Source organism: Stenotrophomonas sp. YJH_SMC_58 (assembly GCF_059369635.1).
On sequence record NZ_JCAFSW010000001.1, the window covers coordinates 551,532 to 576,143 of the forward strand.

Here is a 24,612-nt window from a genome sequence, read left to right on the forward strand (position 1 = left end):
TCGGTAGTGCCGGCCGCTGGCCGGCAGCTTCGGGGTGACTGCCGTTGCCGGCCAGCGGCCGGCACTACCGGTGCATCTGCGCCGGGCATGCGATGATTCCAGCCATGAAGATCTATCTTGTCGGCGGCGCCGTACGCGACCGCCTGCTGCAGCGCCCCGCCGGCGACCATGACTGGGTGGTGGTTGGCGCCACGCCCGCGCAGATGGAAGCGCAGGGCTACACCGCGGTCGGCCGCGATTTCCCGGTATTCCTGCATCCAAAGACCGGTGAGGAGTACGCACTGGCGCGCACCGAACGCAAATCCGGCCGCGGCTATCGCGGCTTTGTGGTAGATGCCGACCCGGGAGTGACGCTGGAAGAAGACCTGCAGCGCCGCGACTTCACCATCAACGCGATTGCCTGCGACGAAGACAGCGGGGCGCTGGTCGATCCTTACGGCGGCGTGCATGATATCGAGCAGCGCGTGCTGCGCCATGTCGGCCCTGCGTTCGTGGAAGATCCGTTGCGCGTGCTGCGCGCGGCACGCTTCATGGCGCGCTTCGCGCCGCTGGGCTTTACCGTCGCCGAAGAGACCATGGCGCTGATGCGCGAGATCGCCGCCAGTGGCGAACTGGATGCACTGGTGCCGGAGCGAGTGTGGCAGGAACTGCGCAAGGCGCTGGTCAGTGAGCAGCCCTCCGCCTTCCTGCGCACGCTGCACGATGCACATGCACTGGGCCCGATCCTGCCCGAGCTCGAAGCACTGTATGGTGTGCCGCAGCGTGCCGAATTCCACCCGGAAGTCGATACCGGCATCCACCAGGAAATGGTCAGCGACATGGCGGCGAAGCTGGCCCCCGGCGATGACCTGGTCGGCTTTGCCGCGCTTACCCACGATCTCGGCAAGGGCCTGACCCCGCCGGAGGAGTGGCCGCGCCACATCATGCACGAACAGCGCGGCATCAAACCCCTGAAGGCACTGTGCGCGCGGTTGAAGATTCCTGCCGAGCACCAGCAGCTGGCCGAAGCGGTCTGCCGGGAGCACTTGAACGTGCACCGCATCGACGAACTCCGCGATGCCACCGTGTTGGAACTACTGGGCCGCTGTGATGCGCTGCGCCGGCCGGAGCGCGTGGCCCGCATCGCACTGTGCTGCGAGGCCGACAAACGCGGCCGGCTCGGCTTCGAGGACGCCGACTACCCGCAGGGCGAAACGCTCAAGCGCCTGCACCAGGCGGCACTGTCAGTACAGGCGCGGGACCTGGATACCACCCATCTGAAGGGCCCGGCCATCGGTGAAGCGTTGGCCAAGGCGCGCGTAAAAGCCATCGCCGCCGCCCGCTGATCCGCAACCGCCGTGGCGGCCGCGCACCGACTCCCATGGGTAGTGCCGGCCGCTGGCCGGCAACCCTATACCGCTGGCTTCAATGCGCCATCCCGCGGGTGATCGCCGCCGCCCGCTGCTTCAGCTGGGCCACGGCATCGGGAATCATCTCCATGCCCACGTCCAGGCCGGGGTTCAGCACCAGGCCGACGCCGTCGCCGATCCCGGCCAGCAGCGCGTGCACCGCGATCGGCATGGCGTGGGCGAACTGCGGCAGCTGCTCATGCCACAGGCCAGCGCGCTCGGGCGCAGTGAACACCGCGAACATCGGCTCGCCGCTCTCGCTGGTCAGCACCAGCGGCGAGATGCTCTCGTCCCAGGCACCGTCTTCGCCGATGGCCTTGTCCAGCAGCACGAACGCCGTCGAGGTCAGCAGGCCATCGAGGAACTGCGATGCGGTCAGCGTGCCGTCCTGGGCCTGCAGCAGGCGCACCTCGAGGTCGTTGAGGGGTTCGAACGGGGTGTCGTGGTCCATGGTCGGTTCCGGTACGTGGTTGCAGGGCAGACTTTAACAGGCCCGCTCCTCAACCGAGGAATCCATGCCGCCACAGCCAGCCCAGCGCGGCCAGCCCGGCCACGCCCACCAGCATCAACGGCAGGCCGAAGCGGTGCCGCCACGGGATCGGCACCCCGCCCAGCTGCTGGTCCATGGTCTCGGTATCCAGCACCCAGCCGTGCTCGCACCGGGTGCAGGCCAGCTCGTAGCGACGCTGGTAGGTGAAACCGAACAGCAGGTCGATGCGCGCCATCCTGTAGCGCAGCCGGGGCGCGAACTCGGTTTCCGTCTGGCAGCGCAGGCAGTGGTGGGCTTCGGTCGGGCCGACCACCACAACCCGCTCCTGCTGGCCGATCAGGATCATGGATCAGCGGCCCTGGCAGGCGGGTTGGGCCAGCAGCCAGGCTTGGGCGGCGGCCAAAGTGGCGGCATCACCCTCGATACGCTGGTCGGGCTCGATCTTCAAGCCATCACCACGATCATTGCGGTCGCGCATCACGGTGGTGGTCAGCAGCAGGCGACTGCCATCGGCAAGCGTCTGCACGACATTGCCAGTGGAGACACCCGCAGTGGGCTGACCGAAACTCCGCGTCTGCGGACGACCTCGCCACGCCAGCACCGAGGCCTCGCCCGAACTGCCGGTGCGCGGCCCGAACAGCACCGCCACCGGCGCGCCGGGCTGCCGCAGCACATAGCCGGACTGGCCGAAGTCAAGCACCGACTTGCCTGCACGCTGCACGGCGGTCGCGGTCAACGTCCAGCGCTCAGGCCCCTGTGCGGTTTCGAACGACCCCACATCTTCGTTGTTCACTACCGAGGTGCGCAGCAGCGGTGCCATGCCCAGCAGCATCGGCCACATGTTGCCACCGCTGTTGTCACGCAGGTCGACGATCCAGCCACAGCGCGCGCCGTCGTCCTTGCTGCGGATGACCTGCTGCCACCGCGCGGCACGCTGGATGTCCTGGCGGAATTTTTCCTGCGGCGTCGCGCCCGGCGTGGAGGCATAGCCCTCGATGACCACCCAGCCGATGCGCATATCCACCGCATCGGCCGCCTTGGCCCGGTCCACGGCGGCGGCGCCGGCCTGCTGCGCGCGCGCAAGGGATTCGCTCTGGCGCTGGGTCGTCGTCCATCCGCCATGATTGCCCGTGCTGACCGCAATGGCTTCGCGCAGAACGGCCAGCCGTTGCGCGGGGTCGCCCTGCGCCGATTGCAGGCGTACGCGGGTGGCGGCCCAGTCCACCCGATCGCGATACAGCGCCTGGCGTTCAAGCAGATTGAGGATCTCGGCCTCCGCCTCCGGCGAGGGCACCTCGACCGCGCCTGGCGTATCGGCCATGGCGCCGGTCGCCAGCAACACGAGCATCAGCGCGCCGATGCGACGCACTCCCTTGCGAACCTGCATGCGACGTTTCCTTGTCGTTGAGTCAGGCGCGCAGCATAACCGGGGCATGATCACTTTCGCCATGCGCGAACTGTCGTATCTGGCCCGGTCGCGGGTTGCAGCAAGACGGCTTGCACGCGATCAGTAGATTGCAACTTTGCCCATGTCATCGCCAAGCACAACGCGCCAAGGTGGCCCGTCGGCGCCTCCTGCGCTGGTCGGGATTGGCGTCCTGAATGAAGCTACCTGAAGTCGGGCTTGCGACCATGTCGTGGTCTCGAATACTGCACCGTCCGTCGTTCTGCGGTGGGCGGTGCGTGGGGATCCTTCCGATCCGCCGGCTTCGTTTCCTTTGGGTAGCTTCACCGGCACGCCAACCCGCACCGCCCGCCACCTTGCATCCCTGCAGGTGGCCCAGCCTTGTGAGGTTGCTGCCATGACCACGCTCCACCCCACCTATCCACGCCTGCATGTACTGCTCGGTGCCGCATGCCCGGCCTGCAGCTCTCCAATGCCGTAGCCGAGGCGTTGGAAGATGCGCTCACAGAAGCCCATGAACACGCTCCGCCGCCGGCCTTCTTCGCCCGGTTGTACGGCATCGCGCAAAGCCACGCCGCCGATGGTCAGGTCTGGCGCGAACGGCAGCTCAGCGATGTGCGTGGCCGGGAACTGGCCGAGGCGACGCGCTGCTTGGCAGCATTGTCTGCGTGCGGCGGGGTACTGCTGGCTGCACAGTCGGCGCGCGAGACGGACGATGCGCAGGCGCAGTGTCCGCCGCAGGTGGAGGAAGGCCTGCTGCACGCGGTGGTGGTGTTGGCCGATCATGCCGGCGCGCTGGTGGAACCGGATGCGTGCGCACCGCTGCTGTAGAGCCGAGCCGTTGCTGGGCTGCGCGGAGGTCATGGCATCGGTGGGATTCGTGCCGACCAAGGTCGGCACCTACCAGAGCAGGTCATGGCAGTGGAAAGCATCGTGCCGACCAAGGTCGCCACCCACCAGAGCAGGTCATGGCGTCGATTGGCCCTGTGTCGACCAAGGTCGACACCCACCAGAGCGGGTCATGACACCCGTACCGCGCGCTACCAGTCCGCGCGCAGGCCGATGTTGCCTTCGATGATGCGGCGCTTCTCGTTGCGATCGCCACCCAGTTCACGGGTGTAGTCGGCCACCGCGTACGCACTGATGGTGCGGTTGAGGCGCCCGACCACACCGACGCCGGCCTCCAGTGCACGCGAGCGCTGCGAATTGAAGATCACGTCATCGTCGAAGCGGATACGGTCCTCGCCGGAACGGCCATGCCAGTAGTTGAGCTTGAAGTACGGCTGCCAGCCGTTGTCGGCCAGCTGATAGTCGCCGGCAAGGCGCAGGCCGATGCGGCCGGTCCAGGCGTTGTCGTTGTCGAAGCGTACGCTCGACACCGCATCGCGGCGGTCGTCCAGCGAGGTGCGTTGCCAGATCACCTGCACCTGCGGTTCCAGCCACCACCCCGACTGCCCGAAGTGCAGCAGCGGTTTGCCCGCCTCCACCGACACGCTGGTGCCACCACCCTTGATCCCGAAGCCGAGCCCGCGCGAGGAACGTACGCGGCCGTCGTAGCGGCTCTGCATCGCCACGGCGTCGATGTAGCCGCCACTGCTGTCGGTAAACGTCCAGTACAGGCCCACGTGCTTGTCGTCCAGGCGGTTCTGGCCTACCTGCACGTTCTCCCAGCCCAGTGCCAGGCCGGTGGTCTTGCCCTGCGCGCGGGTGCGGCCGACGAACACGCCGATCTGGTTGCGGTGGTTGTCAGAGGCAGCAGCCCACACGTCGAGGCCGGCCTGCAGGCCCATCACATCGCCATCGAAGCCCGGCTGCGCATCGCCCTTCCAGTGGATCTCGCTGCTCTGCCCCACCAGACGGCCCCAGGCGGTGCGGAACGCACCCTGGTTGTACAGCAGGCCTGCTCGCCCTGCCGCTCGTGGAAGGTACCCAGGCTGGCCAGCGAGGTCTCGCGCAGCAGCGGCGGCACCACGGCATAGGTGGCAGTCTCGACGCGGTACAGCGGCACCACCGCGCCTTCGGCGGGGCGTGCGCCCGGCGTCGGCGGCGTACCGGTTCCGGGTAGCGCACCGCCGGCCACCGGCACGTCCGGCACCGCGGGATCACTGGGCGGCGCCACAGGCGCCGGTTCCGGTGGCGGCGGCGGTGGTGCGGTCTCGCCGGCAGTCAGGTCTGGATCGGTGGCGCCTTCGGGCGGCGGCGGCGGTGCCGGGGTGATCGGTGGCGGTGGTGCGACGGGCGGCGTCGGCGTCGGCGGCGGCGGCACGCCATTGATACCGCTTCCGTTTGGCGCTGGTGCCGGGCCGGCCACCAGGGTCGAGCGCAGGTACCAGTTCTCGCTGGTACCGGCACTGACACCCCCCTTGAACAGGAAGTACTCGTAGGCACCGGCCGCGACCGGTGCGAACAGCGAAAACGCGCCCGGCGCGGTGCGGCCACCATTCAAGGCCTGCACCACCAGGATGCCATCGGCCAACGTGGCAGCGCCGCTGCCGCCGGCATTGAGCACGCCGATGCCGGTCGTGCCGGTGACGGCACCACCATCGATCACCAGGCGGTCGCTGGTTGAATTATCCGCCCCCAGAACGGTGCGCAGGTACAGACCACCACCGTCACCGCGGTAGTTGCCACGCACGGTGAACACGTCGCCGGCGCCAGTACCGGTCAGGTCGACGCGCCCGGCATTGACCATCTCCACCAGTGCACCGCTGTTGAACGGACGGACGGCATGGCTGCCACTGCCCGCGTAGACGGTGCTGGTGTCATCCACCGTGAGCGTGCCGGTGCCGGTTCCGCTGTCGCCCAGCACCAGATCGCCATCAAAGGTCAGCTCGGTGCTGTTGGCCAGGCTGATCGCCTCCCAGTTCTGGAAGCGGCCCACGCCCGTGGTCTTGACGTTGTTGAAGTTGAGCCGGTCGATGCCACTGCCGCCGTCGAACAGCGGCACCGCACCGAAGTTGCCCTGGTTGAGGCTGCTGAGGTTGGCCACATCGTTGTCCGGCCCCATGTCGATCGCGCCGTAGACGATGCCACCGCCACTCCAGTTGAAGGTGTCGCTGCCGGTACTGAGCAGCACCTGTCCGCGCACGGTGCCGTCGGTGATGGTCACGCTGTCGTTGCCGCCACTGACACTGATGTTGCCGCCGATGTAGGCCGTGCCCGAGATGATGATGGTATCGGTGTCGAAGCCGGTCACCACGTTGCCGTCAACCGTACCGCCAGACTGGTCCCACAGGTTCTTGTCCAGCTTCATGTTGACGCGGCCGATGCGGCCAGCGGTCATCCAGGCCTGGTCGCCATCCTCGAACGCGCCGATGATGCGGCCACCGCTCATGCGGAAGGTATCGATGTTGTCGCCCTGCTGCAGCGCGCCGATGGTGCCGCCACTCATGATGAAATCATCGCGGCCACTGCCCTGCGCCACCACGCCGGTGACGGCGCCGCCGGTGACGGTCATCTGGTCATCGCCGCCGCCCTGGTCGACGCTGTCGATCGTGCCATCGCTGAGCAGCAGCACATCATTGCCATCGCCCTGCAGGACGCCGCCGGTGATGCTGCCGCTCTGCATCTCGAGGCGATCATTGCCCGCATCGAACTGTACGCCGGTGCGCCCGCTGATCGCTCCTCGATTGACCAGCACGCTGTCGCCCGCACCGACGAACTGCAGGGCGGTGTTGTTGCCGGTGCTGATGCTGCCGGTGTTGTCGACGCGGCTGCCACCCCCAAGCTGCACGGTTACACCGCCGACCGAACTGATCGCGCCCTGGTTTGACAGCAGGTGACCACCGGCGCCGACCAGCGCGATGGCCGATCCACCACCACTCTGCTGCAGCTGTGCACCGGCGGCGACATTGACGGTGATGCCGGCCGCACCATTTGCGGTAACGGGAGTGGTCTGCGGATTCGGCGCGTTGGTATCACAGGTGACCGTCTGGCCGGCAGTCGGTGCCGGGCTGTTGCAGCCGGCCCAGGCAACGCTGGCGGTCGTCAGAAGCAGGGAGGGAACGGCGAGGGCCTGCAACACGGAAACAGCAAGGCGGCGCGGACGGAACGCACGCGGAACGGCACGGTACATGGGGCACTCCTGGGCGGGCAATCAGGAACTGCGTATGTGCGGCACGGCGCTTGCAGTCTGCCGTGTGGTGAACCATTTCGATAGGTGAACTTGCGTGCGGGAAATCACAGTTCAGATGTGAAATCGCCCAGCCCTCACGCCGATGTGATGTGGCTGAAATCGTTCATTTTTTCCGGCATCCGGAATCACGCGCAAAGCATCCATGCATGGCGTGGATCTACTGATCCTGCATCGCCAATCGATTCGCTCACGGCACCTGGTAAATCTACGTCATGCCTGGATGCCGTTGGCGGATGGGGTCAGATCTTCAGGTAGATCTTCCGCTTATCCAGCCACCACGCCACGCCCCACCACAGTGCGACGAACACCAGCGCCTGCAGCATCGACGCCAGCTCCAGCGCCTGCGGCATCGCGGTGGCCAGCTGCTGCCAGATCCACCCCCAGATCCCGGTGGCCATCAGCACCACCGACATCACCGATGCCCCCAGGTACGCGGTGATCGCATTGACCCCGAAGCGCCGGCCGAGTGCCGGCCAACCCTTCTGGTCGATCAGCACGTGGCCCAGCCACAGCGCCAGCGCGGCCAGGCCGCCGGTCCACAGCACGTAGCTGGGCGTCCACAGCTGCTTGTTCAACGGCAGAACCACGGCCAGCAGCAGGCCCAGCACAGCGGTCGCCACGCCCAGCCCTGCCAATGCCGCCGAACGCCCGTTGCGCAGCAGGCCACCGGCAAGCAGGCCGAGCACGGTACTGGCCAGCGCCCCCAGCGTGCTCAGCAATCCTTCCGGGTCATGGCCCAGTCCGGTATCGGCATGCCACTGGTAGATCCACGGTGCGAACAGCGCGGTATCCAGGCGGCTGGCCGGGTTGGTCCACGGCGCCAGGTCGCCGCCGCCCAGCAGCAACACGGTGTATCCCACCAGCAGCGCGATCAAAGCGCCCACCTGCACGCGTGGTCGCGCGTAGACCGCCAGTACGCCCACCAACCCCGCACACACCGCGATGCGTTGCAGCACGCCCCAGATGCGGAAGTGACGCGTATCCAGTGCCCACCAGATCAGCAGGTGCAGCAGCGCACCGGCCACCAGGATGCGCAGCGCGCGCTCCAGCACGCCGCGCGCCAACGCGGGTCGCGCCGCCGCATCCTGCGCGCGCGGTGCCACGCTGAAGGCCATCGACACGCCCACCAGGAACAGGAAGAACGGGAACACCAGGTCGGTGGGCGTGCAGCCATGCCATTCCGAGTGACGCAGCGGCGCGAACACCGCACTCCAGTCGCCCGGATTGTTGACCAGCAGCATCGCCGCCACGGTGATGCCGCGCAGGGCATCGATCGAGCCCAGCCGGCGTGGCGGCGAACTGTTCATCAGGCGGCCTCGTACTGTCCGGCAATCCAGGTACCCCGCACCTGCAGGGCGTCGTCCAGCAGCACCAGGTCGGCCTGGTAGCCCTCGGCGATGTGGCCCAGGCGATCATCGACATTGAGGAACTGCGCTGGGTACGTCGATGCCATGCGCGCCGCTTCGGCCAGCGGCTGGCCAAGCAGCTGCACGGTGTTGCGCACCGCGGTGCCCATGTCCAGCGCCGAGCCGGCCAGCGAACCGGCAGCATTGCGCACCACGCCGTCGACGGCGGTAATGGTTTCGCCGTACAGCACGTAGCTGGGATCGTCGGCACCGACCGGCGGCATCGCATCGGTCACCAGCAGCAGGCGGCCTCGCGGCTTGGCCGCCAGCGCCACGCGCAGGCTGGCCGGGTGCACGTGAACGCCATCAACGATGATGCCGATCCAGCTGTCGCGGTCCTCCAATGCGGCGCCCACCGCACCGGGCTCACGGCCCTGCAGCGGCGACATCGCGTTGTACAGGTGGGTGAAGCCACGCACACCGGCATCCAGGCCGGCACGGATCGCTTCGTAGGTACCTGCGGTGTGCCCGGCCGCAACGATCACGCCACGCTCGACCAGCGCACGGATGGTCTCCAGCGGCACGCGCTCCGGCGCCAGCGTCAGCACGGTCACACCGTTGTCCAGCGATGCCGCCAGCGCGATTTCTTCTTCGTCCGGCACGCGGAACTTGCTGGCATCGTGCGTGCCCTTGCGCGCCGGTGCGATGTACGGGCCTTCCAGGTGGATGCCGATCACGCCTGGTACACCCTGCGTGATCGCCTCGCGCATCGCAGCGATCGCTTCGCGCATCACTGCCACGTCATCACTGATCAGTGTCGGCAGCATCGCCGTGGTGCCGAAACGGCGGTGCGCCTGCGCGATGGTGCGCAGTGCCGCCACGTCCGGCGTGTTGTTGAACAGCGCACCACCGCCACCATTGACCTGCACATCGATGAAGCCGGGCAGCAGCCAGCCGCCACCCAGGTCCACCTGCTCGGCGGCATGGCCGAGCTGCGGTGCGGCGTCGGGCAACAGCGCGCTGATGCGACCGTTCTCGATCACCAGCGCCAGATCATCGCGGAAGTCGTCGCCCGCCAGGATGCGGGCATTGCGCAGGACGGTCGCCATTACACGGTCTCCGTCACCTTGTTCAGGTGCGGCGGCAGGTCCGGGTTGAAGCCACGACGCAGCGCCAGCGCATTGATAGCGCGGTAGAAGCTCTGCACGGTCAGCAGCGGTGCGCACAGCGGGTGCGGCGCAGCAGCCACCGGCAGGTTGCCGCCAGCACCGGCCATCCATACCTGTGCGCCACGCGCGGTGAATTCTTCGACGACGGCACGGGTGCCGGCGCCGGTTTCATCCGGCTGGGCAAAGGCCAGCACCGGGAAGCCGCGGTCGACCAGCGCCATCGGGCCATGCTTCACTTCAGCCGAGCTGTAGGCTTCGGCATGCAGGCTGCAGGTTTCCTTGAACTTCAGCGCCGCTTCCTGCGCCGCCCCCAGGCCCAGGCCACGGCCGAGCACGAACAGGTTGGTGGCCTCGACCAGGCCTTCGGTCACCGCGCTCCAGTCGCACTGCCACGCCTCACGCAGCGCGTCGGGCAGCAGGTCCAGCGCCGCGCGCAGGCTGCTGTCCTGCTTCCAGTACGCGGCCAGCTGCAGCAGCGCGGCCAGCGACGCCAGGTAACTCTTGGTCGCCGCCACGCTCTTTTCGGCACCCGCGTGCAGCGGAATGACCGTGTCGGCCAGCTGCGCCAGCGGTGAATCCTCGACGTTGACCAGCGCGATCACGCGCGCACCGGCCGCCTTGGCGGCCTCGGCGTTGCGCAGCAGGTCCGGGCTCTTGCCCGACTGCGAGATGACGATGAACAGTGCGCCGCGCAGCTGCAATGGTGCGGCGTAGACCGACCCCACCGATGGCGAGGCCGACGCGACCACCAGGCCCAGCTGGGTTTCCAGCAGATACTTGCCATAGGTGGCGGCGTGGTCGGAGCTGCCGCGTGCACAGGTGACCACGAACGGCGGCGGTGCAGCACGCAGGCTGGCGGCCAGGGTTTCCATGGTGGCGTGGTTGCGCGAGAACTGGCGCGCGACCACGTCGGCCGCTTCAGCGGCCTCGGCGAACATCAGGGTGGACGTGGGGTCTGACAGCGACATGGCAGGCTCAGGCAGGATCGGAAGGAAGGGGGCGTGCGCCGGCGGGGCGCATCGGCGCGGTCGAACCACGCACAACCAGCTGCGGCACGAAGCCCTGGTTGTGCAGCGGCGCCGGCGCGTCGTCGTAGGCATCGCTGCGCAGCTGCGCGATCAGCAGGCGCGCGGCGTGGCGGGCGATGTCTTCGGTGGCCTGCTTGGCCGTGGTCAGCGGCGGCCACGACTGGCGCGAGAACGGGCTGTCCTCGAAACCGGCGATGGACAGGTCGTAGGGCACGTTCATGCCGGCCGACTTGGCGGCGGCCAGTACGCCGGCGGCGATTTCGTCGTTGGAACCGAAGATGGCGGTGGGCGGCTCGCGCAGCGCCAGCAGGCGGCGCGCACCGCGGAAACCGTCATCGAAGGTGTAGTCGCCTTGCACCACCAGATGCTTGTCCACGGTCATGCCGTAGTCCTTCAGCGCGGCTTCGTAACCGGCATAGCGTTCGCCCGAAGACCGGTGCGAGCTGCCGCCCCAGAGGAAGCCGATGCGCTGGTGGCCCAGCTGGATCAGGTGCTCGGTGATCTCGTAGGCGGCCTCGCGGTCGTCCACGAACACACAGGCGCCATCGGCCGGGTCTTCGGTGGCAGCGATGATGCGCACCAGCTTGATGCCGCGCGCGGTCAGCGCCTGGATCAGGTCGCGGCGCTCGGACATCGGTGCGGTCAGCACCAGCCCGGCCAGGCGCGAACGCTGCACCCAGTCGGCCAGTTCATCGGCCAGCAGCGGCGAGCTGGAATCGCAGGGATGGATCTGCAGCCCGAACCCGGTCTCGCGGCAGGCGGCGAGCACGCCGTTCTGCACGCCGATGATGTGGTATGGGTTCGGGTTGTCGTAGACCAGCCCGATCACGAAGGTGGTGCCGCTGCGCAGGTTGCGCGCGGACGGATCGGGTTCGTAGTCGAGCTCGGCGATGGCACGCAGCACCCGCGCGCGGGTGGCCTGCATCACCGAGGGCTCGTTGTTGATCACGCGCGAGACCGTCTTCAGCGAGACCTTGGCTTTCTCCGCAACGTCCTTGATGGTCGCTCTGCGCATGGGTTTTCCCTGGGGTTGGCTGCCGTCCATCATCGCCGATCAGGCCTTGTCCTGCGGCAGGCCGGCGCGATGCCCGATCACCGAATAGAACAGGATGTACAGGTAGCACGGCACCATCAGCAGCACGAAGGTCAGCTGGAAATCGATGTGCTGCTTGAGCAGGGCGAACAGCTGCGGAATGATCGCGCCACCGGCGATGCCCATCACCAGCAGGGCCGAGCCGGTTTCGGTGAAGCGGCCCAGGCCACGGATCGCCAGCGGGAAGATGGCCGGCCACATCATGGCGTTGGCAAAGCCCAGCAGGGCCACGAAGGCTACCGACACATAGCCGTGGGTGGCCCAGGCGCCAAGGCAGAACACCACGCCCAGCACCGCCGAAATGGTCAGGTAGCGCGACTGCGAGACAACCTTGGGGATCAGCAGCAGGCCGACCACGTAACCGACCAGCATTGCGCCCAAGGTAAGCGAGGTGAACATCTTGGTCTGGTCCAGTGGCAGGTCGAAGCCGTGGCCGTAGGTACCGATGGCATCGCCGGCCATCACCTCCACGCCCACGTAGACGAACAGGCACAGCACGCCCAGCCACAGGTGCGGAAACTGGAAGATGCTGCGCCGTTCGGCGGCACCGGCCGCAACCGGCGTGGCATTGGCTTCGGACGACTTGATTTCCGGCAGCGGCGAGAACAGCACGGCCACCGCCAGCAGCACCAGCAGGCCGGCCATGGCCAGGTACGGCGCGTGGATCTTGGCGGCGAATTCGTTGAGCAGCTGTGCCTTGGTGGCTTCGTCGGCCGCGGCCACGCTGGCCGACAGGTCGCCGATGCCGTGCAGCACTACGGTGCCGATCAGCACCGGCGCCAGCATGCCGGCGATCTTGTTGCAGATACCCATCAACGCGATGCGCCGCGCCGCCGTTTCGATCGGCCCAAGGATGGAGATGTACGGGTTGATGGCCGTCTGCAGCAGGGCCAGGCCGCTGCCGATCACGAACAGGCCGCCCAGTGCGCCGGGGTACCAGCGCTGGGTGGCGAATTCGCCGAACAGCGCGGCGCCACCGGCCATCACCAGCAGGCTCAGGCTCAGGCCCTTCTTCATACCGGTGCGGCGCAGGATCCACGATGACGGCAGGGCCAGGAAGAAGTAGGACAGGTAGAACACCATCAGCACCAGGAAGGCGCCGACCTCGCTGAGTTCGAAGGCGAGCTTGACGAAGGTGATCAGCGGGCCGTTGAGCCAGGTGAAGAAGCCGATCAGGAAGAACAGCACGCCGACGATGGCGATGGAGGTGGCCACGTTCGGGCGCACGCTTGCAGCGGAGACGGCGGACATCGGGAAGGGCTCCTGCGGCGACGGCCGCAGCACGCGGCGTCGGAGAGTGGCTGGGAACAACGTTGTCACATTCTTTCGATGGACAACCGAGGTTTGTCAACTTCCCCGCGAGGCCGCGTGAACCTCGTGCTGCACTGCGCAACCCGATGGCAGCGGGTCGTGCTGAATGCGCCGCAGCCCTTGAGCCCCGTGCAGCAACGGTTCCAGCGTGAAACCCATGCTCACGCCATGTAAACGTTTACTGCACGCCGCATTCGTTGCGACGCAGCAACGAAAGTGTCACGAACTCGTTGACATCGTTGTCAGCGCGGTTACAGACTCCGCCCCAATCGCCGCCCTCGAACCTTGGGGACGGCCCCACCTGCAGCAGGAGCCCGCGTGACCGCCAGCCACCCCGCCCCGGCCCATGTCCTGTCCCGAATCGCGCCCTCGTTCCTGGCCGCCGACGTCGGTGGCACCCATGTGCGCGTGGCCCGGGTCCAGGCCAGCGGTGATGCCGCCCATCCGGTGCAGGTGCTGGAGTACCGCAAGTACCGCAACGCCGACCATGCAGGCCTCAGCGCGATCCTGTCCGACTTCCTCGGCGAAGGCCCGCGGCCCACGCACTGCGTGGTCGCCAGTGCCGGCTACGCCCGCGAGGACGGCACGGTGATCACCGCCAACCTGCCGTGGCCGCTGTCGGCGCGCCAGGTGGAAGCCGACGTCGGCCTGCAGCGGGTCTTCATCGTCAACGACTTCGAAGCCGTGGCCTATGCCGCCGCGCAGGTTGACGCCAGTGGCGTGCTGCACCTGTGCGGACCGGAAACCGCCGCCCGCGGCCCGACCCTGGTGGTCGGCCCCGGTACCGGCCTCGGCGCCGCACTGTGGATCCCCACCGCGCACGGCCCGGTGGTGCTCCCGACCGAAGCCGGCCAGCCGACCCTGGCCGCCAGCACCGAACTGGAAATGGCCATCGTCCGCCACATGCAGCGCGACCGCGCGCACGTGTCGATCGAACATGCGATCTCCGGCCCGGGCCTGATGAACCTGTACCGCGCGGTATGCGCGCTGCAGGGCCAGGCGCCGACCCTGGCCAGCCCCGACGCGGTCACCGCTGCGGCCATGGCCGACAGCGATGCACATGCGCGCCAGGCGCTGGATGTGTTCTGCGGCCTGCTCGGCAGCACCATCGGCGACATGGCGCTGTTCTACGGCGCCCACGGTGGCGTCTACCTGGCCGGCGGCATCCTGCCGCAGATCCGCGAGTACCTGCACGCCAGTACCTTCGTCGAACGCTACCTGCAGAAGGGGCCGATGGGCGAAGCGCTGGCACGCATCCCGGTGAAGGTGGTCGAGCACGGCCAGCTGGGCGTGGTCGGCGCTGCCAGCTGGTACCTGCAGCAGCAGTCGGCCGCCTGACACCGCAACAGGCTTCAACGCAATCGCAGCACGCAGTACGTGGCACGCCAACGCACGGGACTTCGCCGCCGCCCCGCGCATGTCATCGCAACCGTAATCGAACACCGCCGCCGGCATCCAATCGAGTGATGAGGAGAGACATCATGAACACCCGCAAGACCCTGCTTTCGGCCGCCATCGTCAGCTGCATCGCCTTCAGTGCACATGCGCAGCAGGCCGCCCAGACCGCCACCGACCTGGATACCGTGCAGGTCACCGGCATCCGTGGGTCGATGGAAAAATCGCTGGACACCAAGCGCGAAGCCAATGCGCGCGTGGAAGTGGTCACCGCCGAAGACGTGGGCAAGCTGCCCGCGCACAACGTCGCCGACACCCTGCAGCGCCTGCCGGGCGTGAACATCAGCTCGTCCAGCGCCGACGAAGGCGGCTTCGACGAAGCCGACCGTGTCAGCCTGCGTGGTACCAGCCCGAGCCTGACCCAGACCCTGATCAACGGCCACACCGTCGGCACCGCCGACTGGTTCGTGCTCAGCCAGGGCAACAACGTCGGCCGCAGCGTCAGCTACTCGTTGCTGCCGTCGGAACTGGTGCGCTCGGTGGAAGTGAACAAGTCCTCGCAGGCCAAGCTGCAGGACGGCGGCACCACCGGTACCGTCAACATCCTCACCCGCAAGCCGCTGGAATTCTCCAAGCAGCTCACTGCGGAAGGCTCCATCGGCATGGTGCGTTCGGACCAGGCCAAGTCCAACGACCCGCAGCTGTCGGCACTGTTCAACTACAAGAACGACGAAGGCAACTTCGGCGTGATGGTGCAGGCCTTCAGCCAGAAGCGCGAGCTGCGCCGCGAAGCGCAGGAAATCCCGGGCGGTTTCTTCCAGATCGATCCGAATGGCACCGTGGCCAAGTCCAACCCGGACCTGGCCGGCGTCTATGCCCCGGGCCTGCTCGGCTCGACCCTGTTCGAACAGACCCGCGAGCGCAAGGGCGGCCTGGTGTCGCTGCAGTTCAAGCCGATGGACAACCTGACCCTGGGCCTGGAAGGCTTCAGCTCGGAACTGAAGGCGAACAACTACAACCGCAACTTCATGCTGTGGGGTGGCCGCATCCTCAATGACCGCACCGTTGAAGATGCCAATGGCAACAAGATCCTGATTCCGGGCCAGGCCCCGAATCCGGGTTACGTCATCAAGGATGGCGTGCTGTCCAACGCCACCTTCGCCGGCCAGGCCGACCGCGACTACGCGGTGTACGACATGATCTACCGCGAGTCGAAGGCCAAGACCAACTACATCACCTTCGATGCCGACTGGCAGATCAGCGACAACCTGGGCATGAAATTCCAGGCTGGCAGCACCAAGGGCACCGGCGAAACGCCGCGCCAGTACATCGCCGAAGTCAACCTGGCCCGTGGTGGCGGCGCCACCTGGGCAACCCACGGCAACGGCTCGCCGATCGACTGGAACGTCGGTGGCAACATCGGCCCGAGCGGCGTGACCGACTTCGGCACCTGGGGCAACCAGCAGGTCACCGCGATCGACAAGGAAAAGTGGGCCACGCTCGATTTCAACCAGTACTTCGCCGACGCTGGCGTACTGAACTCGATTGATTTCGGCGCCCGCTTCGGCGACCACAAGCGCGAGGCCAAATCGCCGGAAGGCGCAACCCCGGGCGCGATCTGGAATGCGCTGAAGAACGGCGCCACCGCCAACTTCCCCGGTGGGTTCGCCAACGGCATCGGTGGCAGCTTCCCGCGTGACCTGTGGTACTTCACCCCGGGCGCACTGAAGGAAGCAGTGACCAACAACTCCACCTGGCTGTCCGGCAATGACGGCCCGACCGGCCGCCACAACTACGGCGCCGAGTGGACGGTGTCCGAGAAGAACTTCGCTGCCTACGTACAGGGCAACTTCAGCGGCGACCGCTGGAGCGGCAATGTCGGCCTGCGCTACGTCAACATCAAGCAGGATATCGATACCTACGCCGCCGCCACCGGCTCGACCGTGCCGGACGTTAGCAGCCTGTTCGGCGCGTGGACCCGCGAAGCTTTCGAGAACAAGCACAACCGTGTGCTGCCGAGCGCCAACTTCAAGTACGACCTGCGTGACGACCTGGTGCTGCGCGTGGCCGCCTCGCAGACCCAGACCCTGCCGGACTTCTCGGCACTGGGTGCCTCGTCGTACGGTTCGGACCTGAACCGGACCGGCGGTGGCGGCAATCCGAAGTTGAAGCCGGTGGTGTCGACCAACTTCGACGCCAACCTGGAGTGGTATTTCATGCCGCGCGGCATGTTGTCGATCGGTGCCTACTCGATGCGCCTGAAGGACTACGTCGCCTTCAGCACCGAGAAGGAAATGCTGTTCAGCGAGCTGACCAACCGTCTCGAGGAGTACAACATCTCCCGCCCGCGCAATGCCGACGGCAAGGTGCGCGGTATCGAAGTGGCCTATGAGCAGCCGATCGGCGAGTACTTCGGTGTCAATGCCAACTACACCTACGCCGATGGCAGCACGGACCACACCTGGGCCGATGGCAGCGACAACCTGCTGGGCACTTCGAAGAACACCTACAACGTCGGTGCCTACTTCGAGAACGATACCTTCGGTGCACGCGTCAGCTACACCCGCCGTTCGTCGTTCCTGATCGGCCTGTCCGGCGCCAACCCGTACTACCAGGATGACTTCGGCACCCTGTCGGCGTCGCTGAGCTACAAGGCCACCGACTGGCTGAGCATCAGCTTCGATGCGCTCAACCTCAACAACCCGACCTACAAGTACTACCAGACCGCGGCCATCCCGACCTCGTTCTACAGCAACGGTCGCCAGTACTACCTCAACTTCCGCTTCAAGTACTGATCCAGCGGCGGCAACATCGCCGAGTCGTGCACGCACGCCGGGCCTGGGTCATTCCGGGCCCGGCGTTTTTCATGTATAGCGTTCATCGCACCGTTCCAAGGAGTCGTACCGATGGTCAAGCCTTCCCGCGCCCGGATGCGCAGCGCAGTGCTGCTGGGCAGCCTGCTCGCCCTGTTGCCGGCACTGCCGGCACTTGCCGCCGACCCCACGCCCGCCACTGAAGCACCCGGCCCCCTGCTGCGCGCCGGCAGCCTGATGCTGATTCCTGCCCCGGCCACCGTGCAGCGCGGCCAGGGCAGCGGCATCACCGTAAGCGCCGACACCGTGCTGCAGGCCGAAGGCGAAGCCGCGCAGCGCGTCGCCAGCCAGTTCGCCGATCTGCTGGCCCGCAGCGGTGGTCCGCGCCTTGCACCAGCCAGGGGCAAGGCGGCAGGCACGTCGGGCAGCATCCGCTTCCAGATCGTGCCCACCTTCCGCGACAGCGGCGAAAGCTACACGCTGGAGAGCACCGCGCAGGGCGTGCTGATCCAGGCCGGCAACGAAACCGGCCTGTTCTACGGCGCGACCACCCTCGCCCAGCTCGCCACCGGCGGCAGCAATGGCGTGCTGCCGGCGGTGCAGATCCAGGACGCGCCACGCTTCAGCTGGCGCGGTTTCATGCTCGATTCGGCACGTCACTTCCAGAGCCTGGACGAGATCAAGCGCGTGCTCGACGCGATGGCCGCGCACAAGCTCAACACCTTCCACTGGCACCTCACCGACGACCAGGGCTGGCGCATGGAGATCAAGCGCTACCCGAAGCTGACCGAAGTGGGCAGCTGCCGCCTGCCGGCCGGCGACGGTGGCATCGATGCGGTCACTGGCAAGGAGCATCCGTATTGCGGCTTCTACACGCAGGACCAGATCCGCGAAGTGATTGCCTATGCGGCGAAGCTGCATATCCAGGTGATTCCGGAAATCGATGTGCCGGGCCACGCGACTGCCGCGATTGCTGCGTATCCGGAGCTGGGCACCATCGATACGCCGTTGAAGCCGATCAGCGAATGGGGCGTGTTCCCCAACCTGTTCAACACTGAAGACAGCACCGTCACCTTCTTGGAAAACGTGCTGGAAGAAGTGATCGACCTGTTCCCGGCCAAGTACGTGCACGTCGGTGGCGACGAAGCAGTGAAGGACCAGTGGGAAGCGTCGAAGCAGGTGCAGCATCGCATGCGTGCGCTGGGCATCAAGGATGAAATGGCCATGCAGAGCCACATCATCAAGCGCCTGGAGACCTTCCTGGAGGAGCACGACCGGCGCCTGATCGGCTGGGATGAGATCCTCGAAGGCGGGCTGCCGCCGCAGGCCACGGTGATGTCCTGGCAGGGCACCGAAGGCGGACTGGCTGCGGCCAGCGCCGGCCATGACGTGATCATGTCGCCGGTCGGCTACCTCTATCTGGATTACCTGCAGACGGCCTCGCCGAACGAACCGCCCGGCCGCCCGACCCAGGTCAACCTCGGCAAGCTGTACAACTTCGAGCCGGTGCCGGCCGAGCTGGCCGCTGACAAGCGCGGGCACATCCTCGGCCTGCAGGCCAACATGTTCACCGAGCACACACGCAGCTACGCACGCCTGCAGCACAACCTGTTCCCACGCCTGGCCGCCGTGGCCGAGACCGGCTGGAGCACGCCGGAACATCGCGATTTCCGCGATTTCCTCGCGCGCCTGCCGTCCCAGTTGCAGCGCTACCGTGCCTGGGGCCTGGCCTATGCGCAGACCCCGTTCGAAGTGGGCGTGGCCTACACCGACAATCGTGCGGACAACACGGTGACGGTGTCGCTGGCCAATCCGCTGGGCTATGAAGTGCGCTACAGCACCGATGGGCAACCGGTGAGCGCGCAGTCACCGCTGTACCAGCAGCCACTGACCGGAAAACTGCCAACCACCGTGCAGGCTGCCGCGTTCTACCAGGGCCAGATGCTGGCGGCGAAACCGACCATTGCCACCTTCACCGCACAGTCGCTGCTCAGCCGCCGCAGCGATGAGCTGCTCAGCTGCGTGGGCAAGAAGGGCCTGGTGCTGCGCCTGGAAGACGATGGCCCACGCGAAGGCAACCGTGCGGTGTTCAACGTGGACATCTTCCAGCCGTGCTGGCGCTGGCCGCAGGCACAGCTGGACGGCATCGGCAGCCTGGAAGTCCGCGCGGGGCGTATTCCGTACTACTTCCAGCTTGCCCACGATGAATCCAAGCGTCGCTTCGAGAAGGCCAAGCGCGCGCACGGCGAGATGCAGGTGCGTCGTGGCGACTGCAGCGGCAAGGTGCTCGCGGAAGTGCCGTTGCCGGCCAAGCCGGATGCCGATGGCTTCGTGACCCTGCGTGCGGCGCTGCCGAAGGGGACGCAGGGCAGCGGTGACCTGTGCATCAACTTCACCGGCGACACGCGCCCGGCGATGTGGGTGCTGGATGTGGTGACCCCGGGGAAATGACGGCAGGCCTGTCCAGGTGGGTGCCGGCCTTGGTCGGCACCTCGGGCAGAGCATCTACGCATGGCGCGGATCTACGGGTAGGTGCCAACCTGGGTTGGCACGCCTTTACCCGCGCCAGCGCAGCAGCAGGTCGCGCAGCGGGGTCAGTGCGGTGGCCATGCCGGCGAGCACACCGACCGTGTTGGCGATGGCATCCATCGGGTCGGCCATGCGGTTTCTGGTCAGCGCACCCTGGGCAAATTCGATGCCGATGCCCATCAACACCAGGCCCACGCCCACCCACAGCAGCGGGCGGCCCCGACGGAACAGCTGCACCGCGCTGCCGGCCAGGATGAAGTAGGCGAGGAAGTGCTCGCCCTTGTCGCTGTTTTCCGGCAACGGAATCGGCGGCGGTGGAATCAGGCAGACCACGATCACCAGCAGTACTGCCGCCGCCCACAGCCCGGCCCACAACCGCGGCCGCCGCAGCGGCTTGATCGCCGGCAACACCTCGCTCACAGGCGCCAGCTCAGGTCACCCAGCTCGAAGGCCGGTTCGAAGTCGACGCCACGCTGCAGGCCGATGGCCTGGAAGCGCTCGCCCATCTCGGTCGGCAGGGTCAGCTTCTTCACCTGGTCGCGCAGCTGGATGCGGCCGACCTCATCGGTGCGTTCCTCGGCCAGCAGCAGCACCTGGTCCAGGCCATTACCGAGCAGGAAGCTGGCCTGGCTGCAGTAGCCGGCCAGCTCGAATCCGCCGTGCATGCCGGCCTCGGCCATCGCGGTGAAATCCACCGACGCGGTGATGTCCTGCAACCCCGGCCAGCGGTGCACGTCGTTGTGCACGTGGTGGCGGTAGAACGCACGCACGGTGCCATCGTCGCGGTCGTGCTGGTAGAACTCGCTGCGACTGTAGCCGTAGTCGACGAACAGCATCGCACCACGCTGCATGCCACCGGCCACCGCCTGCAGCCAGTACGGCAGCTGCGGCAGCACTTCAGAACGGTAGCCCTCGGCGAAAGGCTTTTCCAGGTAGCGCTCGATATGGCGCACCGCACCGTTGAGCAGGATGTCGGCCGGCTGCGCGCCACGGATGAAGTTGCCCTCGGCGTCCAGCTCGACGGTTTCCTCGTAGACCTCGCCATCCCGGATCAGGAAGCGCGGGGTCGGCAGCGCGTCGATCACCTCGTTGGCGAACACCACGCCTTCCCAGTCCTCCTCGAACGGGCGGTCGACCCAGTCCACGTGCGCGGCCAGCTCGGCCGGCAGGTTCTGCTGCAAGCGCTGCTGCTGGCGCTCGCGCAGATCGGCACTGGGTTCCAGGATGGCGTAGCGCGACGGCAGCGCATCCAGCTCGGCCAGGCGCAGCAGCACCGCCTCGGCAAAGGCGCCGGTACCGCCGCCCAGTTCCAGCATCCGCGCCTGCGCACCCAGCTGGGCAAACACCGGCGCCAGCGCATTGGCCACGCTGCCGGCGAACAGGCTGCCGAGCTCGGGCGCGGTGGTGAAGTCGCCACTGCCACCGAACTTGCTGGCGCCGGCGCTGTAATAGCCCCAGCCGGGGGTATACAGGCAGAGCTCCATGAAGCGCGAGAACGGCATCGCCCCGCCCTGGGCAAGGATCTCGGCGCGCAGGGCGGCCGCCAGCTGGTCGCTATGGGCCAGGGCATCGGCTTCGGGCAGGGGGAAGGTGGGCTGCATGGCGTCTTCGAATGCGGTGACAATGGTGCACAGGATAGCCGAGCCTTGGAGGACCCTCGATGAGCGATACCCACCCCGTGGTCCTGATCACCGGCAGCGCGCGCCGGATCGGTGCGGCCATCGCCCGCCAGTTCCACGCCTGTGGCTGGTCGGTGGTGCTGCACGCCAATACCTCCAGCGCCGAGCTGCAGCAGGCCGCGTTCGATTTCGACAACGTGCGCCCGGGCAGCGTGCTGGCCCTGCAGGCCGACCTGCGTGACGCCGACGCCCTGGCCGACCTGGTGGAACAGGCGGTCACCCACTTCGGCCGACTGGACGCGCTGGTCAACAACGCCTCCAACTTCTTCCCCACCCCGCTCGGCCAGGTCACCGCCGAGGCAATGGACGAGCTGTATGCGGTCAATGCACGCGCGCCGCTGCTGCTGTCACAGGCGGCGGCGCCCTACCTGCGCCGCCAGCAGGGCTGCATCGTCAACCTGACCGACCTGCATGGCACCGACCCGATGCGCGACCACATCGCCTACACCATGGCCAAGGCCGCGCTGGAGATGGCCACCCGCGCGCTGGCATTGGAGCTGGCGCCGAAGGTGCGTGTGAATGCGGTGGCCCCGGGTGCGATCCTGTGGCCGGAGCAGGGCAAGGACGATTTCGCCCGCGAGGCGTTGCTGGCGCGCACGCCGCTGGCAAGGATCGGCACGGTCGAGGAGATCGCCGAAGCGGTCTACTGGCTGGTGGCCGAAGCCAGCTTCGTCACCGGCCACACCCTGCGCGTGGATGGTGGGCGCACGGTCAGTTGAGGTAGTGCCGGCCGCTGGCCGGCAACCGCCATCATTCCAGGTCCACCACCTCGAACGCTTCGCCAAACTGCGCGTGCGCCCGCCACAGCGTGGCCAGGTCCTGCCCGCTGACCGGGTCGATGAAGCCCGGCGCGATGTCCGCCAGCGGCTTCAGCACGAAGGCATGCTTCAGTTCCGGGCGCGGAATGCGCAGGTGGCCGGGGCCTTCCACCACCAGGTCGCCGTAGAACACCACGTCGATGTCCAGGGTCCGGTCGGAGAAGCGCGGCCCGCTGCGATCGCGGCCATGCGCGTCTTCCAGCGCATGCAGCCAGTCGTCCAGTTCCTGCAGCGGCAGATCGGTCTCGATCGCCACCGCATTGTTGAGGAAGGCCGGGCCATCGAAGCCGACCGCGGCAGTACGGTAGGCGGGTGACACCTGCAGTGCGCCAAAGCGCTCGCGCAGGGCCGTCACCGCGGCGTGGAGGTAGCGGCGGGGCTGGACGTTGCTGCCCAGGCTCAGGAGCACGGTGGTCATGCGGTTCAGGTGACGGCACTTGAGGGGGCGTGGACATGCCGTCGTCACGGCGGCCTGCCTACAATCCGGGACGCACATGATAGGGCACCGACATGACCTATTGCGTTGGAATCGAGGTGGACGAAGGCCTGGTCTTCGCTGCCGACACCCGGACCAATGCCTCGCTGGACGATGTGCGCGTGCACCGCAAGCTGCACGTGTTCGAGTACCCCGGCCAGGCAGCCTACGTGCTGATGGCGGCTGGCAACCTGGCCACCACCCAGCTGCTGGTGTCACGCCTGGGGCGCGACGCCGGTGAACGGCGCACGCCCAACCTGCGCGACATGACCCATCTGTTCGAAGCTGCCGAGTACGTCGGCCAGCTGCTGGTGGACAGCCAGGTGCACAGCAGCCACAGCGAGCACGGCCATGACGGGGTCAACACCCAGGCGACGCTGATTTTCGGTGGCCAGATCGCGGGCGAGCGGCCCGGGCTGTACATGATCTACCCGCTCGGCAACGCCATCGCCGCTTCGCCGGAGACGCCCTATCTTCAGATCGGTGAGTCCAAGTACGGCAAGCCCATCCTGGACCGCATCCTCAGCCCGGCCACACGCCTGGAGGACGCGGCGCGCACGGCAATCGTGTCGCTGGATTCGACCATTCGCTCCAATCTGTCGGTAGGCCTGCCGATCGACCTGGCGCTGCTGCGTGATGGTGAACTGCGCATCGGGCAGCAGCTGCGGCTCGGCGCGGATTCAACGTTGTATGCGGACATCCACCAGAACTGGTCACGGCGCCTGGAGCAGGCGGTGGACGCCCTGCCACGCTTCCCCTGGGAAACTGCCGAACGGTAGTGCCGGCCGCTGGCCGGCAACCGCATTGATCCCGCCACACAGGGATGCCGGCCAGCGGCCGGCACTACCGGGGCATCAGCCCAGCGCTTCGGCCACGGCGCGGAAGACCTGCTGCATCTGCAGCGGCTGGAACAGGCGGTGGACGCCCTGCCACGCTTCCCCTGGGAAACTGCCGAACGGTAGTGCCGGCCGCTGGCCGGCAACCGCATTGATCCCACCACACAGGGATGCCGGCCAGCGGCCGGCACTACCGGGCATCAGCCCAGCGCTTCGGCCACCGCGCGGAAGACCTGCTGCATCTGCAGCGGCTGGAACGGGCGGTGGACGCCCTGCCACGCTTCCCCTGGGAAACTGCCGAGCGGTAGTGTCGGCCGCTGGCCGGCAACCGCGTTGATCCCACCACACAGGGATGCCAGCCAGCGGCCGGCACTACCGGGGCATCAGCCCAGCGCTTCGGCCACCGGGCGGAAGACCTGCTGCATCTGCAGCGGCTGGAACAGGCGGTGGACGCCCTGCCACGCTTCCCCTGGGAAACTGCCGAACGGTAGTGCCGGCCGCTGGCCGGCAACCGCATTGATTCCACCACACTGGGATGCCGGCCAGCGGCCGGCACTACCTGGCATCAGCCCAGCGCTTCGGCCACGGCGCGGAAGACCTGCTGCATCTGCAGCGGCTGGAACAGGCGGTGGACGCCCTGCCACGCTTCTCCTGGGAAACTGCCGAACGGTAGTGCCGGCCGCTGGCCGGCAACCGCGTTGA

Annotated in this window: 19 protein-coding genes and 1 pseudogene; 7 read left to right on the top strand and 13 right to left on the bottom strand. The window is 67.3% G+C overall.

The window, feature by feature from the left end:
• Window positions 1-104 precede the first annotated feature (104 nt).
• Window positions 105-1,325, top strand: coding sequence for a multifunctional CCA addition/repair protein (locus AC5P68_RS02390; RefSeq protein ID WP_231522680.1), 1,221 nt, complete (start codon window positions 105-107; stop codon window positions 1,323-1,325).
• A gap of 79 nt (window positions 1,326-1,404) precedes the next feature.
• Here AC5P68_RS02390 and AC5P68_RS02395 read toward each other — a convergent pair whose 3' ends face one another.
• The 3 genes from AC5P68_RS02395 to AC5P68_RS02405 are packed head-to-tail and all read right to left on the bottom strand — an operon-like array spanning window position 1,405 to window position 3,265.
• A complete protein-coding gene (locus tag AC5P68_RS02395; protein ID WP_005411035.1) occupies window positions 1,405-1,839 on the bottom strand; it encodes an SseB family protein in 435 nt (144 codons plus the stop codon).
• A 49-nt stretch (window positions 1,840-1,888) separates the two neighbouring features.
• Window positions 1,889-2,224 carry a hypothetical protein gene (locus AC5P68_RS02400; RefSeq protein ID WP_005411036.1) on the bottom strand — a complete coding sequence of 112 codons (336 nt, stop codon included), beginning with the start codon at window positions 2,222-2,224 and terminating at the stop codon, window positions 1,889-1,891.
• A gap of 3 nt (window positions 2,225-2,227) precedes the next feature.
• The gene (locus tag AC5P68_RS02405) at window positions 2,228-3,265 is read right to left on the bottom strand and encodes a S41 family peptidase (RefSeq protein ID WP_231522679.1); all 1,038 of its coding nucleotides are present in this window, start codon (window positions 3,263-3,265) and stop codon (window positions 2,228-2,230) included.
• A gap of 468 nt (window positions 3,266-3,733) precedes the next feature.
• On the opposite strand from AC5P68_RS02405, the gene AC5P68_RS02410 reads away from it, so the two are divergent.
• Window positions 3,734-4,114, top strand: coding sequence for a hypothetical protein (locus AC5P68_RS02410; RefSeq protein ID WP_370487469.1), 381 nt, complete (start codon window positions 3,734-3,736; stop codon window positions 4,112-4,114).
• A gap of 209 nt (window positions 4,115-4,323) precedes the next feature.
• Here the strand turns inward: AC5P68_RS02410 and AC5P68_RS02415 are convergent.
• The 6 genes and pseudogenes from AC5P68_RS02415 to AC5P68_RS02440 form a co-directional block, all read right to left on the bottom strand.
• A pseudogene (locus tag AC5P68_RS02415) lies at window positions 4,324-7,358 on the bottom strand (autotransporter family protein).
• Between the two features lie 299 nt (window positions 7,359-7,657).
• Window positions 7,658-8,725 carry an acyltransferase family protein gene (locus AC5P68_RS02420; RefSeq protein ID WP_231522677.1) on the bottom strand — a complete coding sequence of 356 codons (1,068 nt, stop codon included), beginning with the start codon at window positions 8,723-8,725 and terminating at the stop codon, window positions 7,658-7,660.
• The gene (gene nagA, locus AC5P68_RS02425; protein WP_164208321.1) at window positions 8,725-9,873 is read right to left on the bottom strand and encodes an N-acetylglucosamine-6-phosphate deacetylase; all 1,149 of its coding nucleotides are present in this window, start codon (window positions 9,871-9,873) and stop codon (window positions 8,725-8,727) included. The genes AC5P68_RS02420 and nagA overlap by 1 nt, the downstream gene beginning before the upstream one ends.
• Entirely contained in the window at window positions 9,873-10,901 is a 1,029-nt protein-coding gene (locus AC5P68_RS02430; protein ID WP_005411044.1) for an SIS domain-containing protein, read from the bottom strand. The genes nagA and AC5P68_RS02430 overlap by 1 nt, the downstream gene beginning before the upstream one ends.
• 7 nt (window positions 10,902-10,908) lie before the next feature.
• Window positions 10,909-11,976 carry a LacI family DNA-binding transcriptional regulator gene (locus AC5P68_RS02435; RefSeq protein ID WP_005411045.1) on the bottom strand — a complete coding sequence of 356 codons (1,068 nt, stop codon included), beginning with the start codon at window positions 11,974-11,976 and terminating at the stop codon, window positions 10,909-10,911.
• Between the two features lie 39 nt (window positions 11,977-12,015).
• Window positions 12,016-13,305: a sugar MFS transporter gene (locus tag AC5P68_RS02440; RefSeq protein ID WP_049453388.1), complete on the bottom strand. Its 1,290-nt coding sequence runs from the start codon at window positions 13,303-13,305 to the stop codon at window positions 12,016-12,018.
• Window positions 13,306-13,683: 378 nt separating this feature from the next.
• On the opposite strand from AC5P68_RS02440, the gene AC5P68_RS02445 reads away from it, so the two are divergent.
• The 3 genes from AC5P68_RS02445 (at window position 13,684) to AC5P68_RS02455 (ending at window position 20,024) form a co-directional block, all read left to right on the top strand.
• Window positions 13,684-14,703, top strand: a complete 1,020-nt coding sequence (locus AC5P68_RS02445) for a glucokinase family protein (protein WP_024957032.1) — start codon at window positions 13,684-13,686, stop codon at window positions 14,701-14,703.
• A gap of 143 nt (window positions 14,704-14,846) precedes the next feature.
• The gene (locus tag AC5P68_RS02450; RefSeq protein WP_005414491.1) at window positions 14,847-17,555 is read left to right on the top strand and encodes a TonB-dependent receptor; all 2,709 of its coding nucleotides are present in this window, start codon (window positions 14,847-14,849) and stop codon (window positions 17,553-17,555) included.
• Window positions 17,556-17,666: 111 nt separating this feature from the next.
• On the top strand, window positions 17,667-20,024 hold the full coding sequence (locus tag AC5P68_RS02455; protein ID WP_231522676.1) for a beta-N-acetylhexosaminidase: 2,358 nt from the start codon (window positions 17,667-17,669) through the stop codon (window positions 20,022-20,024).
• Between the two features lie 105 nt (window positions 20,025-20,129).
• Here the strand turns inward: AC5P68_RS02455 and AC5P68_RS02460 are convergent, their stop codons facing one another.
• Entirely contained in the window at window positions 20,130-20,522 is a 393-nt protein-coding gene (locus AC5P68_RS02460; RefSeq protein WP_231522675.1) for a VanZ family protein, read from the bottom strand.
• Window positions 20,519-21,703: a class I SAM-dependent methyltransferase gene (locus AC5P68_RS02465; RefSeq protein WP_231522674.1), complete on the bottom strand. Its 1,185-nt coding sequence runs from the start codon at window positions 21,701-21,703 to the stop codon at window positions 20,519-20,521. Before AC5P68_RS02465 ends, AC5P68_RS02460 begins: the two co-directional genes overlap by 4 nt.
• A gap of 59 nt (window positions 21,704-21,762) precedes the next feature.
• On the opposite strand from AC5P68_RS02465, the gene AC5P68_RS02470 reads away from it, so the two are divergent.
• Window positions 21,763-22,500 (top strand): pteridine reductase, encoded by a 738-nt coding sequence (locus tag AC5P68_RS02470; RefSeq protein WP_005411052.1) that lies wholly within the window; start codon window positions 21,763-21,765, stop codon window positions 22,498-22,500.
• Between the two features lie 31 nt (window positions 22,501-22,531).
• On the opposite strand, the gene folK is transcribed toward AC5P68_RS02470, so the two are convergent.
• Window positions 22,532-23,017: a 2-amino-4-hydroxy-6-hydroxymethyldihydropteridine diphosphokinase gene (gene folK / locus AC5P68_RS02475; RefSeq protein WP_012481279.1), complete on the bottom strand. Its 486-nt coding sequence runs from the start codon at window positions 23,015-23,017 to the stop codon at window positions 22,532-22,534.
• Window positions 23,018-23,109: 92 nt separating this feature from the next.
• Between folK and AC5P68_RS02480 the strand changes: the two genes are divergently transcribed.
• Window positions 23,110-23,853, top strand: a complete 744-nt coding sequence (locus AC5P68_RS02480) for a proteasome-type protease (RefSeq protein ID WP_012481280.1) — start codon at window positions 23,110-23,112, stop codon at window positions 23,851-23,853.
• 75 nt (window positions 23,854-23,928) lie between these two features.
• Here the strand turns inward: AC5P68_RS02480 and AC5P68_RS02485 are convergent, their stop codons facing one another.
• The gene (locus tag AC5P68_RS02485) at window positions 23,929-24,111 is read right to left on the bottom strand and encodes a hypothetical protein (protein ID WP_060381103.1); all 183 of its coding nucleotides are present in this window, start codon (window positions 24,109-24,111) and stop codon (window positions 23,929-23,931) included.
• Window positions 24,112-24,612 lie beyond the last annotated feature (501 nt).